Source organism: Streptomyces sp. R41 (assembly GCF_041053055.1).
GTDB lineage: Bacteria > Actinomycetota > Actinomycetes > Streptomycetales > Streptomycetaceae > Streptomyces.
Genome location: NZ_CP163443.1, coordinates 1,888,559 through 1,906,028, shown reverse-complemented (window position 1 = coordinate 1,906,028; position 17,470 = coordinate 1,888,559). Strand labels below are relative to the sequence as shown.

Annotated in this window: 12 protein-coding genes, 2 rRNA genes and 1 riboswitch; of the genes, 13 read left to right on the top strand and 1 reads right to left on the bottom strand. The window is 66.3% G+C overall.

Going from position 1 to position 17,470, the window contains the following annotated elements; translation table 11 throughout:
- Positions 1-69 precede the first annotated feature (69 nt).
- The 12 genes from AB5J53_RS09090 (at position 70) to AB5J53_RS09035 (ending at position 13,797) form a co-directional block, all read left to right on the top strand.
- A 23S ribosomal RNA gene (locus tag AB5J53_RS09090) occupies positions 70-3,192 on the top strand.
- Positions 3,193-3,284: 92 nt separating this feature from the next.
- Positions 3,285-3,401 (top strand): 5S ribosomal RNA (rrf, locus tag AB5J53_RS09085).
- Positions 3,402-3,565: 164 nt separating this feature from the next.
- Positions 3,566-4,174 carry a CDP-alcohol phosphatidyltransferase family protein gene (locus AB5J53_RS09080; RefSeq protein WP_369245107.1) on the top strand — a complete coding sequence of 203 codons (609 nt, stop codon included), beginning with the start codon at positions 3,566-3,568 and terminating at the stop codon, positions 4,172-4,174.
- 113 nt (positions 4,175-4,287) lie between these two features.
- Positions 4,288-6,783: a sugar phosphate nucleotidyltransferase gene (locus tag AB5J53_RS09075; protein ID WP_369245106.1), complete on the top strand. Its 2,496-nt coding sequence runs from the start codon at positions 4,288-4,290 to the stop codon at positions 6,781-6,783.
- A 98-nt stretch (positions 6,784-6,881) separates the two neighbouring features.
- Positions 6,882-7,784, top strand: coding sequence for a DUF881 domain-containing protein (locus tag AB5J53_RS09070; protein ID WP_369245105.1), 903 nt, complete (start codon positions 6,882-6,884; stop codon positions 7,782-7,784).
- Complete coding sequence (locus tag AB5J53_RS09065; RefSeq protein ID WP_003988855.1) at positions 7,781-8,113, top strand: small basic family protein; 333 nt, start codon at positions 7,781-7,783, stop codon at positions 8,111-8,113. Before AB5J53_RS09070 ends, AB5J53_RS09065 begins: the two co-directional genes overlap by 4 nt.
- A 5-nt stretch (positions 8,114-8,118) precedes the next feature.
- On the top strand, positions 8,119-8,997 hold the full coding sequence (locus AB5J53_RS09060) for a DUF881 domain-containing protein (RefSeq protein WP_369245104.1): 879 nt from the start codon (positions 8,119-8,121) through the stop codon (positions 8,995-8,997).
- A 61-nt stretch (positions 8,998-9,058) separates the two neighbouring features.
- Positions 9,059-10,018 (top strand): FHA domain-containing protein, encoded by a 960-nt coding sequence (locus AB5J53_RS09055; protein ID WP_369245103.1) that lies wholly within the window; start codon positions 9,059-9,061, stop codon positions 10,016-10,018.
- A gap of 42 nt (positions 10,019-10,060) precedes the next feature.
- Entirely contained in the window at positions 10,061-10,816 is a 756-nt protein-coding gene (locus AB5J53_RS09050; protein ID WP_369245102.1) for a MerR family transcriptional regulator, read from the top strand.
- Positions 10,817-10,902: 86 nt separating this feature from the next.
- Positions 10,903-11,376, top strand: coding sequence for a bifunctional nuclease family protein (locus tag AB5J53_RS09045; RefSeq protein WP_006123076.1), 474 nt, complete (start codon positions 10,903-10,905; stop codon positions 11,374-11,376).
- Positions 11,377-11,594: 218 nt separating this feature from the next.
- The gene (locus AB5J53_RS09040) at positions 11,595-12,230 is read left to right on the top strand and encodes a MerR family transcriptional regulator (protein WP_369245101.1); all 636 of its coding nucleotides are present in this window, start codon (positions 11,595-11,597) and stop codon (positions 12,228-12,230) included.
- 100 nt (positions 12,231-12,330) lie between these two features.
- A complete protein-coding gene (locus AB5J53_RS09035) occupies positions 12,331-13,797 on the top strand; it encodes a DNA polymerase IV (RefSeq protein WP_369245100.1) in 1,467 nt (488 codons plus the stop codon).
- On the opposite strand, the gene AB5J53_RS09030 is transcribed toward AB5J53_RS09035, so the two are convergent.
- Positions 13,719-14,090 carry a PRC-barrel domain-containing protein gene (locus AB5J53_RS09030; RefSeq protein ID WP_369245099.1) on the bottom strand — a complete coding sequence of 124 codons (372 nt, stop codon included), beginning with the start codon at positions 14,088-14,090 and terminating at the stop codon, positions 13,719-13,721. The genes AB5J53_RS09035 and AB5J53_RS09030 overlap by 79 nt on opposite strands.
- 114 nt (positions 14,091-14,204) lie before the next feature.
- Positions 14,205-14,300: riboswitch (glycine riboswitch) on the top strand.
- A 177-nt stretch (positions 14,301-14,477) separates the two neighbouring features.
- Between AB5J53_RS09030 and gcvP the strand changes: the two genes are divergently transcribed.
- A complete protein-coding gene (gcvP, locus tag AB5J53_RS09025) occupies positions 14,478-17,363 on the top strand; it encodes an aminomethyl-transferring glycine dehydrogenase (RefSeq protein WP_369245098.1) in 2,886 nt (961 codons plus the stop codon).
- Positions 17,364-17,470: the final 107 nt, after the last annotated feature.

The window sequence follows — 17,470 nt, the reverse complement described above, 5'->3', positions numbered from 1 at the left end:
CGGGTTGTACCGGGGGTGATGGGTGGTTGGTCGTTGTTTGAGAACTGCACAGTGGACGCGAGCATCTGTGGCCAAGTTTTTAAGGGCGCACGGTGGATGCCTTGGCACCAGGAACCGATGAAGGACGTGGGAGGCCACGATAGTCCCCGGGGAGTCGTCAACCAGGCTTTGATCCGGGGGTTTCCGAATGGGGAAACCCGGCAGTCGTCATGGGCTGTCACCCATGCCTGAACACATAGGGCATGTGGAGGGAACGCGGGGAAGTGAAACATCTCAGTACCCGCAGGAAGAGAAAACAACCGTGATTCCGGGAGTAGTGGCGAGCGAAACCGGATGAGGCCAAACCTCAAGCGTGTGAGACCCGGCAGGGGTTGCGCTTGGGGGGTTGTGGGATCTCTCTTCTGTCGTCTGCCGGCGACAGGACGAGTCAGAAACCGTTGATGTAGGCGAAGGACATGCGAAAGGTCCGGCGTAGAGGGTAAGACCCCCGTAGTCGAAACGTCAACGGCTCGTTTGAGAGACACCCAAGTAGCACGGGGCCCGAGAAATCCCGTGTGAATCTGGCGGGACCACCCGCTAAGCCTAAATATTCCCTGGTGACCGATAGCGGATAGTACCGTGAGGGAATGGTGAAAAGTACCGCGGGAGCGGAGTGAAATAGTACCTGAAACCGTGTGCCTACAAGCCGTGGGAGCGTCGCGCATTGAGTTTACTCAGTGCGTCGTGACTGCGTGCCTTTTGAAGAATGAGCCTGCGAGTTTGCGGTGTGTTGCGAGGTTAACCCGTGTGGGGAAGCCGTAGCGAAAGCGAGTCCGAATAGGGCGGTATAGTAGCGCGCTCAAGACCCGAAGCGGAGTGATCTAGCCATGGGCAGGTTGAAGCGGCTGTAAGAGGTCGTGGAGGACCGAACCCACCAGGGTTGAAAACCTGGGGGATGACCTGTGGTTAGGGGTGAAAGGCCAATCAAACTCCGTGATAGCTGGTTCTCCCCGAAATGCATTTAGGTGCAGCGTCGTGTGTTTCTTGCCGGAGGTAGAGCACTGGATAGGCGATGGGCCCTACCGGGTTACTGACCTTAGCCAAACTCCGAATGCCGGTAAGTGAGAGCGCGGCAGTGAGACTGTGGGGGATAAGCTCCATGGTCGAGAGGGAAACAGCCCAGAGCATCGACTAAGGCCCCTAAGCGTACGCTAAGTGGGAAAGGATGTGGAGTCGCACAGACAACCAGGAGGTTGGCTTAGAAGCAGCCACCCTTGAAAGAGTGCGTAATAGCTCACTGGTCTAGTGATTCCGCGCCGACAATGTAGCGGGGCTCAAGCGTACCGCCGAAGTCGTGTCATTGCAGCAATACTCCCAACGGAGGCTGTGATGGGTAGGGGAGCGTCGTGTGCCGGGTGAAGCCGCGCCGGAAGGCAGTGGTGGACGGTTCACGAGTGAGAATGCAGGCATGAGTAGCGATACACACGTGAGAAACGTGTGCGCCGATTGACTAAGGGTTCCTGGGTCAAGCTGATCTGCCCAGGGTAAGTCGGGACCTAAGGCGAGGCCGACAGGCGTAGTCGATGGATAACCGGTTGATATTCCGGTACCCGCTGTGAAGCGTCAAACATCGAGCCCATTAATGCTAAGACCGTGAAGCCGTCCCGGACCCTTCGGGGAAAGGGAAGTGGTGGAGCCGTCGGCCCAAGGTGGTAGTAGGTGAGTGATGGGGTGACGCAGGAAGGTAGTCCATCCCGGGCGGTGGTTGTCCCGGGGTAAGGGTGTAGGCCGTGCGGCAGGCAAATCCGTCGCACATCAAGGCTGAGACCTGATGCCGAGCCGATTGTGGTGAAGTGGATGATCCTATGCTGTCGAGAAAAGCCTCTAGCGAGTTTCATGGCGGCCCGTACCCTAAACCGACTCAGGTGGTCAGGTAGAGAATACCGAGGCGTTCGGGTGAACTATGGTTAAGGAACTCGGCAAAATGCCCCCGTAACTTCGGGAGAAGGGGGGCCATCACTGGTGAGAGGACTTGCTCCTTGAGCTGGGGGTGGCCGCAGAGACCAGCGAGAAGCGACTGTTTACTAAAAACACAGGTCCGTGCGAAGCCGTAAGGCGATGTATACGGACTGACGCCTGCCCGGTGCTGGAACGTTAAGGGGACCGGTTAGTCACTCTTCGGGGTGGCGAAGCTGAGAACTTAAGCGCCAGTAAACGGCGGTGGTAACTATAACCATCCTAAGGTAGCGAAATTCCTTGTCGGGTAAGTTCCGACCTGCACGAATGGCGTAACGACTTCTCGACTGTCTCAACCATAGGCCCGGTGAAATTGCACTACGAGTAAAGATGCTCGTTTCGCGCAGCAGGACGGAAAGACCCCGGGACCTTTACTACAGTTTGATATTGGTGTTCGGTTCGGCTTGTGTAGGATAGCTGGGAGACTGTGAAGCATTGGCGCCAGCCAGTGTGGAGTCGTCGTTGAAATACCAGTCTGGTCGTGCTGGATGTCTAACCTGGGTCCGTGATCCGGATCAGGGACAGTGTCTGATGGGTAGTTTAACTGGGGCGGTTGCCTCCCAAAGAGTAACGGAGGCGCCCAAAGGTTCCCTCAGCCTGGTTGGCAATCAGGTGTTGAGTGTAAGTGCACAAGGGAGCTTGACTGTGAGACCGACGGGTCGAGCAGGGACGAAAGTCGGGACTAGTGATCCGGCGGTGGCTTGTGGAAGCGCCGTCGCTCAACGGATAAAAGGTACCCCGGGGATAACAGGCTGATCTTCCCCAAGAGTCCATATCGACGGGATGGTTTGGCACCTCGATGTCGGCTCGTCGCATCCTGGGGCTGGAGTCGGTCCCAAGGGTTGGGCTGTTCGCCCATTAAAGCGGTACGCGAGCTGGGTTTAGAACGTCGTGAGACAGTTCGGTCCCTATCCGCTGTGCGCGTAGGAGTCTTGAGAAGGGCTGTCCCTAGTACGAGAGGACCGGGACGGACGAACCTCTGGTGTGCCAGTTGTCCTGCCAAGGGCATGGCTGGTTGGCTACGTTCGGAAAGGATAACCGCTGAAAGCATCTAAGCGGGAAGCCTGCTTCGAGATGAGGACTCCCACCCCCTTGAGGGGTTAAGGCTCCCAGTAGACGACTGGGTTGATAGGCCAGATCTGGAAGGCGGGCAACCGCTGGAGGTGACTGGTACTAATAGGCCGAGGGCTTGTCCTCAGTTGCTCGCGTCCACTGTGTTGGTTCTGAAACCACGAACAACCCCATACCCGGGGCCACCGGGTGTGGTGCGGTTGACAGTTTCATAGTGTTTCGGTGGTCATAGCGTGAGGGAAACGCCCGGTTACATTCCGAACCCGGAAGCTAAGCCTTACAGCGCCGATGGTACTGCAGGGGGGACCCTGTGGGAGAGTAGGACGCCGCCGAACTTCTTTTAGAGCTCCGGCTCTTGGGCATATCACCCAAGAGCCGGAGCTTTTTTGTTTTCCCGAGGAGTTTTCCGATGGCTTCTCTACCCCTCCGCACCACTGCGTGAAGGCTGCGGGTAAGGTCAGGGGGCATCGTTGGCTCGTTTCCCACAGGAGGCCCCCGGGTGGAGGTCCAGGAGACCCGTGTCCAGACGGACCGGGTCCTCACCATCCCGAACATCCTCAGCATGGCGCGCCTTGTCGGCGTACCCATCTTCCTGTGGCTGATCCTCAGGCCGGAGTTCGGCGGTCCCAAGAGCGACGGTTGGGCGCTGCTCGTGCTCATGCTGAGCGGTATCAGCGACTATCTGGACGGGAAGCTCGCCCGGCGCTGGAACCAGATCAGCAGCCTCGGCCGGCTGCTCGACCCCGCTGCCGACCGGCTCTACATTCTGTCCACTCTCGTGGGGCTGACCTGGCGCGAGATTCTTCCGCTCTGGTTGACCGCTGTACTTTTGGCGCGCGAGCTGGTTCTGCTGGTGATGGTGGGCATCCTCAGGCGCCACGGCTATCCGCCGCCACAGGTCAACTTCCTTGGCAAGGCTGCCACGTTCAACTTGATGTACGCCTTCCCGTTGCTGCTGCTCAGTGACGCAAGTGGATGGATCGCCTCACTCGCTGCTATTTTCGGATGGGCGTTCGCCGGATGGGGTACAACGCTGTACTGGTGGGCAGGGATCCTCTACGTGGTTCAGGTCCGCCGTCTTGTCAGGGCGGACACCATGGCCGATTGAGCTCGCCGATAGCGGGCTGTAGTGGCTCGTTGGCCCGCGGACGAAATGTGCGGGACAATCTGGACGGGTGAAGTCGGCTAGACCGTCGTCTCTTCAAGGAGGACGCTTCCGACATGAAGGCCGTCGTGATGGCCGGAGGCGAAGGCACACGCCTTCGTCCCATGACCTCAAGCATGCCCAAGCCGCTCCTGCCGGTGGTGAACCGCCCGATCATGGAGCACGTGCTCAGGCTGCTCAAAAGGCATGGGCTCAACGAGACCGTCGTTACTGTCCAGTTCTTGGCATCACTGGTCAAGAACTACTTCGGTGATGGCGAGGAGCTCGGTATGGAGCTCACCTATGCCAATGAGGAGAAGCCACTCGGTACCGCCGGGAGTGTCAAGAACGCCGAGGAGGCGTTGAAGGACGACACCTTCCTCGTCATCTCCGGTGATGCTCTGACCGACTTCGATCTCACCGACCTCATCAATTTCCACAAGGAAAAGGGTGGGCTCGTCACCGTCTGTTTGACGCGCGTACCGAACCCCCTCGAATTCGGCATCACCATCGTGGACGAAGAGGGCAAGGTCGAGCGCTTCCTGGAGAAGCCGACCTGGGGGCAGGTCTTCTCGGACACCGTGAACACGGGCATCTATGTCATGGAGCCCGAGGTCTTCGACTATGTCGAGGCCGATGTCTCCGTCGACTGGTCCGGTGATGTCTTCCCCCAGCTGATGAAGGAAGGCAAGCCCATCTATGGCTATATCGCCGAGGGCTACTGGGAAGACGTCGGTACGCACGAGAGCTATGTGAAGGCGCAGGCCGACGTCCTGGAGGGCAAGGTCGACGTCGAGATCGACGGCTTCGAGATCTCCCCGGGCGTATGGGTCGCCGAGGGCGCCGAAGTGCACCCCGACGCCATACTGCGCGGACCGCTCTACATCGGGGACTACGCCAAGGTCGAGGCCAACGCCGAAATTCGCGAGCACACCGTCGTCGGTTCCAATGTCGTCGTCAAGACCGGAGCATTCCTGCACCGGGCCGTCGTGCACGACAACGTGTACATAGGCCAGCACAGCAATCTGCGCGGCTGCGTCATCGGCAAGAACACCGACATCATGCGAGCCGCGCGGATCGAGGACGGTGCCGTCATCGGCGACGAATGCCTCGTCGGCGAAGAATCGATCATTCAGGGCAACGTACGCGTATACCCGTTCAAGACCATCGAGGCCGGCGCCTTTGTCAACACCTCGGTGATCTGGGAGTCGCGGGGTCAGGCGCATCTCTTCGGCGCCCGTGGCGTGTCCGGCATCCTGAATGTGGAGATCACCCCGGAGCTCGCGGTGCGCCTCGCGGGAGCGTACGCGACCACCCTCAAGAAGGGCTCCACCGTCACCACGGCCCGCGACCACTCCCGAGGAGCTCGCGCGCTGAAGCGGGCGGTCATCTCGGCATTGCAGGCCAGCGCCATCGACGTACGCGACCTGGAGAACGTACCGCTGCCGGTGGCCCGGCAGCAGACCGCCAGGGGCAGTGCGGGCGGGATCATGATCAGGACGACGCCCGGTGTGCCGGACTCCGTCGACATCATGTTCTTCGACGGAGCGGGCGCGGACCTGTCGCAGGGTGGGCAGCGGAAGCTGGACCGTGTGTTCGCGCGGCAGGAGTACCGGCGTGCGTTCCCCGGTGAGATCGGGGATCTGCACTTCCCGTCCAGCGTCTTCGACTCGTACACAGGGTCGCTGCTGAGGAATGTCGACACCAGCGGTATCGCGGAATCCGGGCTCAAGGTGGTCGTGGATGCCTCGAACGGCAGCGCCGGCCTCGTCCTGCCCAGCTTGTTGGGCAAGCTCGGAGTCGACTCGCTGACCATCAACCCGGGGCTCGACGAGTCGAGGCCTACGGAGACGGCGGACACCCGGCGGGCCGGTCTGGTGCGGCTCGGAGAGATCGTCGCGTCCGCGCGGGCGGCGTTCGGGGTGCGCTTCGACCCGGTGGGTGAGCGGCTCTCGCTCGTCGACGAGAAGGGGCGGATCGTCGAGGACGACCGGGCCCTGCTCGTCATGCTCGACCTGGTGGCCGCGGAGCGGCGCAGTGGGCGGGTGGCGCTGCCGGTGACCACCACGCGGATCGCCGAGCAGGTGGCGGCGTACCACGGCACGCAGGTGGAGTGGACGACCACGTCTCCCGATGATCTGACGCGGGTCGGGCGCGAGGAGTCGACGATCTTCGGCGGCGACGGGCGCGGTGGCTTCATCATTCCCGAGTTCAGCGGCGTGTTCGACGGCGCGGCCGCCTTCGTACGACTCATCGGGCTGGTGGCGCGGACGCAGCTCACGCTCAGCCAGATCGACGCGCGGATTCCGCGGGCGCACGTCCTCAAGCGCGATCTCGCGACTCCCTGGGCCGTGAAGGGACTTGTGATGCGTCGGGTCGTGGAAGAGGCCGGAGACCGCTTCGTGGACACGACCGACGGCGTACGGGTCGTGGAGACGGACGGACGCTGGGTGATGGTGCTCCCGGACCCCGCCGAAGCCGTCACCCATCTGTGGGCCGAAGGGCCCGACGACGCCTCCGCGGAGGCCCTGCTCGACGAGTGGGCGGCCGTCGTGGACAGCGCCGGTCGCTGAAACACCCAGCACGCGCGCGTGCCGGACAAGTGCCCCCAAGGGGGCCTGTCCGGCACGCCGGTGGGGCCATTCGGAGGTATCGCCCGCGACGTGCGACGATGTGCGGCATGCCGCAGCAGCCCCCCGTTCGGAGCAGCGCTCCGCGCCCCTCGCGCCCGGACGCCTCCATGTCGCTGCTCACCAACGTCATGGACCACAGCCTCGATGACGGATACGCCGAGGCGGCCGCCCGTAAGAAGGCCGAGGGCGGCGGTGGCATGCCGAAGACGGTGCGGGCGAAGCTCGGTCTCGCCGCCGGTCTGGTGCTCGCGGCCCTCGTGGTGACCGTGGGGGCGGCGAACGCGCGGATCGCGGCCCCGGTCGTCGCCAAGGAGCGCCAGGAGCTCATCGACCGCATCGAGCGAGAGACCACTGCCGCCGACAAGCTCGAGAGCAATGTCGACACCCTGCGTGCCGATGTGAGCGCGAGGCAGCGCGAGGCGCTCAAGAAGAACGGCGGCGAGCAGGCCGACCTGGTGAGCATCCTGTCGGGCGCCACCGATGTGCACGGGCCCGGCGTGAAGCTCGTCGTGAACGACGCCAAGGAAGCCAGCACGGGCGGCGACGGCAATCCGCGGGAGACCTCCGGGTTCTCCGACACCGGACGCGTGCGCGACCGTGACATGCAGCGTGTCGTCAACGGGCTCTGGGAGTCGGGCGCCGAGGCCATCGCGATCAACGGACAGCGGCTGACGGCCCTGTCGGCGATCAGGGCCGCGGGTGACGCGATACTGGTCGACAACAAGCCGCTGGTGCCGCCGTACACGGTGCTCGCGGTGGGGGACGGCAAGCGGCTCAGCACCAGGTTCCAGAACAGCGCCGACGGGCTGTATCTGCACGCCCTGCAGGAGAACTTCGGCATCCGGACCAGCATTTCCGTCGAGGACGACATCCGGTTGTCCGCCGCACCGAGTGTGATCGTACGTACAGCACAGCCGAGCACAGAGAAGGGCACATCGTGATCGCCGTACTGGGCCTCGTCGTGGGAGTCGTGGCTGGATTGTTGGTCCGGCCCGAGGTTCCGGCGGTTGTCGAGCCTTACCTTCCGATCGCAGTCGTGGCGGCGCTGGACGCCGTGTTCGGAGGCCTGCGCGCGATGCTCGACGGCATCTTCGACGACAAGGTCTTCGTGGTGTCGTTCCTGTCGAACGTGGTCGTGGCCGCGCTGATCGTCTTCCTGGGCGACAAGTTGGGCGTGGGCGCCCAGCTCTCCACGGGTGTCGTGGTCGTCCTCGGCATCCGTATCTTCTCCAACGCCGCGGCGATCCGCCGGCACGTCTTCCGGGCGTGAGGCCGATGAGCAACGAGGAGGAGACCCCACAGCCCTCGCAGACCCCCCAGCCTGCTGAGACCCCGGAGAACCGGCTGCGCAAGGAACTGCCCGACGAGGTGCCCGCGGCGGCTCGCGAGGGTTCCGAGCCGGGCAAGCGCGATGAGGATGCCGAACCGTCGCTGACCGGCCGGCAGCGAATGGTCAAGGGTCTGTGGCCGCCGCGCGTGACCCGCGCGCAACTCATCGTCGCCGTGCTGCTGTTCGGCCTCGGCTTCGGTCTGGCCGTCCAGGTCGCCTCCAACAGCGACAGCGGCAGCGCCCTGCGCGGCGCACGTCAGGAAGATCTCGTCCGCATCCTCGATGAACTCGACAACCGAACTCAGCGTCTTGAGGACGAGAAGCAGGGTCTCGAAGATCAGCGCACCGAGCTGGAGAACAGCTCGGACCAGGCCGAGGAGGCTCGCAAGCAGACGGTCGAGAAGGAGAAGCAACTCGGCATTCTGGCGGGAACCGTGGCTGCGCAGGGACCCGGCATCACCCTGACGATCGACGACACGAAGGGGACGGTCAAGGCGGACATGCTGCTTGACGCGATCCAGGAGCTGCGCGCGGCCGGCGCGGAGGCGATCCAGGTGAACGGCGTACGCGTCGTCGCCAGCACCTATCTGACGGACTCCGGCAGCGGAGTGAAGGTCGACGGGAACAAGATCACCCAGCCCTACCGTTTCAAGGTCATCGGCAAGCCGCAGGACCTGGAACCGGCGCTCAACATCCCCGGAGGCGTGGTGCAGACAATGGAGAAGGAGCAGGCCACCGTCACGGTGGACCGCTCGACGAAGATCGTTGTAGACGCCTTGCGACCCGCGAAGCGGCCTGACTACGCTCGGTCGTCCTCCCAGTGAGCCGGGGCCGCATGGGGGGCGCCCGGCGAGGGCATGAGGTTGCGGGGGGTCGGCGCACCGAATGGGTGGTGCGTGGTGGAAACTGTCTGGTGGATACGGACGTTGTGAGGATGTCCGGGTCGACCGGTGTGTTCAATCAGGGTTCGTCCTGCCCCACGGGCGGGTCTGTTTCGGTCAAGGGGAATCGCCCGTGAAGTTGTTTGCGAAGTTGTTCGGCAAGAGCGCGCGAGAGGGCAGCGGTGACAATGCGACTGCCCGCCACCGCGCACCGCGCCATGGAGACGTGGAGGGCCAGGGCGGCGACCGCCCACTGTTCCGGGACCAGGTCGGTGACATTTCCGGTGGTCAGGGCGCGCCGTCTGTTGACCCTTCCCAGTCCGGCCGCATAGGTTTCGGGGAACCGTCAGCCTCAAGTACGGGTGGAGGGTTTGCCTCCGACCCGTACGCGTCCCATGCCCCTGGTGGGCAGCCGCGGCAGGAGGATCCGTCCATGTCGGCCCTGGTGTGTACGAGGTGCGGTAACCGCAACGCGGAGAACAGCCGCTTCTGCTCCAACTGTGGTGCGCCGCTGCGGGGCGGTGCGGAGCGTCCGTCCGAGACGACGTCCACGATCTCCATTTCGGGCCTTGAGGCCTACGACGCCGAGGTGACGGGCCAGACGCCCTCGCCGATGCTCTCCCCGGAGGCGCAGGCGGCCGTCGACGCGCTGCCTCTCGGCTCGGCGCTCCTGGTGGTGCGCCGTGGCCCGAACTCGGGCAGTCGCTTCCTGCTGGACGGCGAGCTGACCACGGCCGGGCGTCATCCGCAGAGCGACATCTTCCTGGACGACGTGACCGTGTCGCGCCGCCATGTGGAGTTCCGCCGCGCCGCGGACGGCTCGTTCACGGTGGCCGACGTCGGCAGCCTGAACGGCACGTACGTCAACCGAGAGCGGATCGACCAGGTCGCTCTGTCGAACGGTGACGAGGTGCAGATCGGCAAGTACCGGCTGGTCTTCTACGCGAGCCAGCGGGGTATCTGACCCTCCCCCGGACTCCGTCCGGGGGGACCCCCAGGAAGGTCCATGCTTCAAAGACCGAGCGGCGGTGCCGGCAGCGGCACCGCCGCCGCGGACAGTGGGCTGATGAGCATCGGCGCGGTGCTGAACGTGCTGCGTGACGAGTTCCCCGAAGTCACCATCTCCAAGATCAGGTTCCTGGAGTCGGAGGGGCTCATCGAGCCGCAGCGAACCCCCTCGGGATATCGCAAGTTCAGCGCGAACGACGTCGAGCGCCTCGGTCACGTCCTGAGGATGCAGCGGGACCACTATCTGCCGCTGAAAGTGATCCGCGAGCATCTGGACGCCCTGGAGCGCGGTGAGCCGGTGCGGCTCCCGTCCGTGGGGCGCCAGCGCGATTCCGGCGACGGTGAGCCGCTCGGTGAGCTCTTCGGAGAGCCCGAGGCGCCCACGGCGGCCCGCGTAGGCCGTGCCGAGCTGCTGGCGGCCGCGGAGATCGGTGAGCAGGAACTCGAGGAGTGGGAGTCGTACGGGCTGATCGCGCCGCTTCCGGACGGTGCGTACGACGCCGAGGCGGTGACCGTCGCCGCGCTCGTCGTCGAGCTGGGGCGGTTCGGGATCGAGCCGCGCCATTTGCGCGCGATGAAAGCCGCGGCCGACCGCGAGGCGGGCCTTGTGGACCAAGTGGTGGCCCCGCTGCGCCGCCACCGCAATCCACAGACCAGGGCACACGCGGAGGCCCGTACGAAGGAGCTGGCGGGGCTCGCGGTGAAACTGCACGCGGCGCTGGTGCAGACCGCGCTCGGCGTGCGTTTGCCCTGATCCGGGGCGCCCACCCAGGCTGTGGATCGTCCACCCGTTCTGTGCCCGACTACCCAAACGTCCCGGGCACGGCCTAGGGTTACTGTGTGAACGAGCTCGATGTCGTAGGTGTCCGGGTCGAAATGCCCTCCAACCAACCGATCGTGCTTCTGCGTGAAGTGGGAGGCGACCGCTACCTCCCCATCTGGATCGGACCGGGGGAGGCGACGGCGATCGCCTTCGCCCAGCAGGGCATGGCCCCCGCGCGACCGCTGACCCACGACCTGTTCAAGGACGTGCTGGAGGCCGTCGGCCAGGAGCTCACCGAAGTACGCATCACGGACCTGCGTGAGGGCGTCTTCTATGCGGAGTTGGTGTTCGCCAGCGGGGTCGAGGTGAGTGCGCGGCCGTCCGACGCCATAGCGCTGGCCCTGCGCACCGGGACGCCGATCTACGGCAGCGACGGGGTGCTCGACGACGCCGGCATCGCGATCCCGGACGAGCAGGAGGACGAGGTGGAGAAGTTCCGCGAATTCCTCGACCAGATCTCGCCCGAGGACTTCGGGACCAATAGCCAGTGACGACCTGAAGCGTCAGCACGTTCCGGGCGGCAATTGCCTGCGGCCAGTGTGGTGCGCCCCGGTCCGCTCCAAGAGCATTCGGCTAGCCTTTCCCCGCGGTGGGGCACGGGAAACCACTCCTAGGGTGATTATCACTCGGCGTGCCGAGTGTGGCGATCGTTGACGCGCCCCTGGTGACTGCCTACCGTCGAGAAGGCAGGTCAAGGACGGAGGTCGGCGTGAGAAGCAGCGGCGACGGTACGGCTGGGGGTGCCCCCGGACGCGGTCTGGGGGAGAGCGGCCCGTACCCGCTTCACGGCAGCGCGGCCGATCACATTCCGCGGCGGCCGACGGCAGTGCCCGGCGAGGGAGGGGCGGTTTCCGAGGAGATCGGCTACCGAGGTCCCACGGCGTGCGCCGCCGCGGGCATCACCTATCGGCAGCTCGACTACTGGGCGCGGACCGGCCTGGTCGAGCCGAGTGTGCGGCCCGCCTATGGGTCGGGCACGCAGCGCCTCTACAGCTTCAGGGACGTGGTCGTCCTGAAGATCGTCAAGCGGTTCCTCGACACCGGGGTGTCGCTGCAGAACATCCGCACCACGGTCCAGCACCTCAGGGAGCGAGGCTTCCGGGACCTGGAGCGGATGACGCTGATGAGCGACGGCGCGACGGTCTACGAGTGCACGTCCCCCGACGATGTCCACGCGCTGCTGCAGGGTGGCCAGGGTGTCTTCGGGATCGCCGTGGGTGTGGTGTGGCGGGACGTCGAGAGCGCGCTCTCGCAGCTGCACGGAGAGCGCGTGGACACCGGCGAGACGCTCGTCGGACACAACCCTACGGACGAGCTGGCGCGACGCCGCAACCGGGCCGTCTGAGGCCCGGGCGGGGCCGCAGGGGAGTCGGCCGCGACGGGCGAGGTCCACGGGCGCGGGCCGTACCGGGGCATTGTCAGTGGCGTAGGGCAGCATCGGAGATGTGAGAACCGCGCCCACGATCCTGCATCTCGACATGGATGCCTTCTTCGCCTCGGCGGAGCAGGCATCCAAGCCGAGCCTGCGCGGCAAAGCGGTCGTGGTGGGCGGGCTCGGGCCGCGCGGAGTCGTCGCCACCGCCTCGTACGAGGCCCGCGTCTTCGGAGTGCACTCGGCGATGCCCATGGCCCAGGCGCGCCGGCTCGCGCCGAACGCCGCGTATCTCGTGCCGCGCTTCGGGCTCTACCGGGAGGTCAGCGAGCAGGTGATGGGGCTGCTGGGGGCCCTGTCGCCCCTGGTGGAGCCGTTGAGCCTGGACGAGGCCTTCGTGGACCTGGAGGCGGGGGGAACGGCCTGGGACGAGGGCTCGGCGCGGCTGGCAGGGGTGAAGCTGCGCGCGGACATCCGGGCCGTCACAGGCCTCACGGGATCGGTGGGTCTCGCGGCTTCGAAGATGCTCGCGAAGATTGCCTCGGAGCAGGCCAAGCCCGACGGCCTTGTGCTGATAGAGCCGGGGACCGAGCGTGCGCTGCTCGGGCCGATGTCGGTGCGGACGCTGCCGGGCGTGGGGCCCGCGACTGGTGACCATCTGCGGCGTGCCGGGATCACCACCGTCGACGAGATCGCCGAGGCGGGCGAGGACGAGCTCGTACGGCTGCTGGGGAAGGCCCATGGGCACGCTCTGTACGCGATGGCGCTGGCCCACGACGAGCGGCCCGTGGTGGCCGAGCGGGAGACCAAGTCGGTGTCGGTCGAGGACACGTACGACGTGGACATCCATGACCGGGTGCGGGTCGGTCTGGAGGTGCAGCGGCTCGCCGACCGGTGTGTGGGGCGGCTGCGCGGGGCCGGGCTGTCGGGGCGGACCATCGTCCTGAAGGTGCGCAGGTACGACTTCTCGACGCTGACCCGGTCCGAGACGCTGCGGGGGCCGACGGACGACCCCACGGTCGTACGGGAGGCCGCCGCGCGGCTTCTGGAGGCGGTGGACACGACCGGTGGCGTGCGACTGCTGGGTGTGGGCGTGTCCGGGCTCGCCGACTACACGCAGGAGGACCTGTTCGCACAGGCGCAGGCCGCCGCGGGAGAGCAGGTGGTCCTGGAGCATTCCGCTGAGGAGACGCCGCAGGAGTCCGCCGAGGAGCATGTGCCGCCCGCTGAGCGGCGGTGGCCCGCGGGGCACGATGTGCGGCATGCCGAGTACGGGCACGGGTGGGTGCAGGGCAGCGGCCTTGGGCGGGTCACGGTGCGGTTCGAGACGCCCTACTCAGCAGGGCCCGGGCGGGTACGGACGTTCCGGACCGACGATCCACAGCTGGAGCCGGCGGATCCGCTGCCCCTGGTGGAGCGAAGACCGCAGGAGCCGGGGCCCCGGGTTTCGGACCCCGGACCTCAGGTGTCCTCCGAGCCCGCGAGTCGGCCGAAGTCCCGGTCCGGCGGCGGCGGAGGGGGTGCCACGTCGAGACCGTAGTGGTGGTAGAGCTGGAGTTCCTGCTCGGGTGAGAGGTGGCGTCCGACGCCGAAGTCGGGGGCGTCCTTGATCAGGGCTCGGTCGAAGGGGATGCGCAGGGTGCCCTCGACGAGTTCACTGGGCTCCAGGGGCACGAAGGCGTCCCTGCTGAACAGGCCCGTGCGTATGGCCGCCCACTCCGGGATCCCCGTCGCGTCGTCGAGGTAGACCTCGTCGATCGTGCCGATCTTGGTGCCATTGCGGTCGAACGCCTTGCGGCCGATCAGGTTGCGCGGATCGATGTCGGTCTGCACGGGCCCTCCTCTTGGTCGCAACTCATCCGTAAGCACTACAAAAGAGCACATTCAGGAGGGCGGCCACTCGAAGGCTCGTGTCTTGTCCTCGCTGGTAGGCTGGCAGGCGGCTGCTGACCCCGTGCGGGAGAGTCCTCCAGACTTCATCGGAGGCGCCGAAGGAGCAAATCCTCCCCGGAATCTCTCAGGCTCACGTACCGCACGGACGAGGTCACTCTGGAAAGCAGGGCGGGTGTCGATGGCCTCCGCTCTCACCGACGGTGAAAACCGGGTCGTCAGCGGACGGGCCGGTGAAGCTCTCAGGTTGAGATGACAGAGGGGGAGGCCGTCGGGGTACCCGTGCCGGGGTGCCCCTCGAAGGTCGCGTCAGACCAGGAGGCCTCCGCAATGACCGCCCACCGCATTCCGCTCTCCGAGCTCGAACAGGGAATCCCCTTCGAGCAGCGCCACATCGGGCCCGACTCCGAGGCATGGGCCAAGATGCTCGCGCAGGTCGGATACGGCTCGCTCGACGAGCTGACGGCCGCCGCGGTCCCGGACGTCATCAAGAACGCCGACGCCCTGGACCTGCCGGGCGCGCGCACCGAGGCCGAGGTACTGGCCGAGCTGCGCTCCCTCGCGGACCGCAACCAGGTGCTCGACTCGATGATCGGCCTCGGCTACTACGGCACGTTCACACCGCCGGTGATCCTGCGCAATGTCATGGAGAGTCCGGCCTGGTACACCGCGTACACGCCGTACCAGCCGGAGATCTCGCAGGGCCGTCTCGAGGCGCTGCTGAACTTCCAGACCGTGGTCGCCGAGCTGACCGGGCTGCCGACCTCCGGTGCCTCGCTGCTCGACGAGGGCACCGCCGCCGCCGAGGCGATGGCGCTGTCCCGGCGCATGGGCAAGAACAAGAAGGGTCTGTTCCTGGTCGACGCGGACGCGCTGCCGCAGACCATCGCCGTCATCCAGACCCGCGCCGAGCCGACCGGCGTCGAGGTCGTCGTCGCTGACCTCAGCGAAGGCATCCCCGCCGAGATCGCCGAGCGTGAGATCAACGGCGTACTTGTCCAGTACCCGGGCGCCTCCGGTGCCGTGCGCGACCTCAAGCCGATCATCGAGCAGGCGCACGGGATGGGCGCGGTCGTCACCGTCGCCGCCGACCTGCTGGCCCTGACTCTGCTCACCTCGCCCGGCGAGCTCGGCGCCGACATCGTGGTCGGTACGACGCAGCGCTTCGGTGTGCCGATGGGCTTCGGCGGGCCGCACGCCGGATACATGGCGGTGCGCGAGACCTTCGCGCGCAGCCTGCCGGGTCGACTCGTCGGCGTGTCCGTCGACGTGGACGGGAACAAGGCGTACCGCCTCGCCCTGCAGACGCGTGAGCAGCACATCCGCCGCGAGAAGGCGACCAGCAACATCTGTACGGCTCAGGTGCTGCTCGCCGTGATGGCCGGCATGTACGCCGTGTACCACGGTCCCGATGGTCTGAAGACCATCGCGCGCCGTACGCACCGCTATGCCACGATCCTCGCCGCGGGTCTGACGGCGGGCGGGGTCGAGGTCGTGCACGGCGCGTACTTCGACACGCTGACCGTGCGGGTGCCGGGCAAGGCCGCTGAGACCGTCGCCGCCGCGCGCGAGGGCGGTGTCAACCTCCACCTCGTGGACGCCGACCACGTGTCGCTCTCCTGCGACGAGACCACCACGCGCGAGCAACTGGGCGCCGTGTGGACGGCGTTCGGTGTCAAGGGTGACGTCGAGGCGCTGGACGCGACGGCGCAGGACACGCTGCCGGCCGCGCTGCTGCGGACCGACGACTACCTCACGCACCCGGTCTTCCACCAGTACCGTTCCGAGACCGCGATGCTGCGCTACCTGCGCAAGCTCTCCGACCGCGACTACGCGCTCGACCGCGGAATGATCCCGCTGGGCTCCTGCACGATGAAGCTCAACGCGACCACGGAGATGGAGCCGGTCACCTGGCCCGAGTTCGGTCAGCTGCACCCCTTCGCGCCCGCCGAGCAGGCGCAGGGCTACCTCACGCTCATCCGTGAGCTGGAGGAGCGGCTCGCCGAGGTCACCGGGTACGACAACGTGTCGCTGCAGCCCAACGCCGGTTCGCAGGGTGAGCTGGCCGGTCTGCTGGCGGTACGCGGCTACCACCGTGCCAATGGCGACGAGCAGCGCACCGTCTGCCTCATCCCGTCCTCCGCGCACGGCACGAACGCCGCGAGCGCCGTGATGGCCGGCATGAAGGTCGTCGTCGTGAAGACCTCCGACGACGGCGAGATCGACGTCGAGGACCTGCGCGCCAAGATCGAGCAGTACCGCGACGAGCTGGCGGTGCTGATGATCACGTACCCCTCGACGCACGGTGTGTTCGAGGAGCATGTCGCCGACATCTGCGCGCAGGTGCACGAGGCGGGCGGTCAGGTCTACGTCGACGGCGCCAACCTCAACGCGCTGGTGGGCCTCGCCAAGCCGGGCCACTTCGGCGGTGACGTCTCGCACCTCAACCTGCACAAGACGTTCTGCATCCCGCACGGCGGCGGCGGTCCGGGCGTCGGCCCGGTCGGTGTGCGCGCGCACCTGGCGCCGTACCTGCCGAACCACCCGCTGCAGCCCGCGGCCGGTCCCAAGACCGGTGTCGGCCCCATCTCGGCCGCTCCCTGGGGCTCCGCGGGCATCCTGCCGATCTCCTGGGCGTACGTCCGGCTCATGGGCGGCGAGGGCCTCAAGCGGGCCACTCAGGTGGCCGTGCTGTCCGCCAACTACATCGCCAAGCGCCTGGAGCCGCACTACCCGGTGCTCTACACCGGTCCGGGCGGGCTCGTCGCGCACGAGTGCATCATCGATCTGCGCCCGCTGACCAAGGCGACCGGCGTCACCGTCGACGACATCGCCAAGCGCCTGATCGACTACGGCTTCCACGCGCCGACGATGTCGTTCCCGGTGGCCGGCACGCTGATGATCGAGCCGACCGAGTCCGAGGACCTGGGCGAGCTCGACCGGTTCTGCGACGCGATGATCGCGATCCGCGCGGAGATCGAGAAAGTCGGCTCGGGCGAGTGGGCGGCGGATGACAACCCGCTGCGGGGCGCGCCGCACACGGCCGCCGCGCTCGGCGGGGACTGGGAGCACGCCTACACGCGTGAGGAGGCCGTCTTCCCGGCCGGCGTCTCGGCCGCGGACAAGTACTGGCCGCCGGTGCGCCGCATCGACCAGGCGTACGGCGACCGGAACCTGGTCTGTTCCTGCCCGCCGCTGGACGCCTACGAGGACTGATCAGCGCTCGGGACTTGGACGGCTACGGGGAGTGATCACCCTCGGACATGCGTCGGGGCCGGTTCGGAGAGTACGTCTCCGGGCCGGCCCCTCTTATGTCTGGGTGG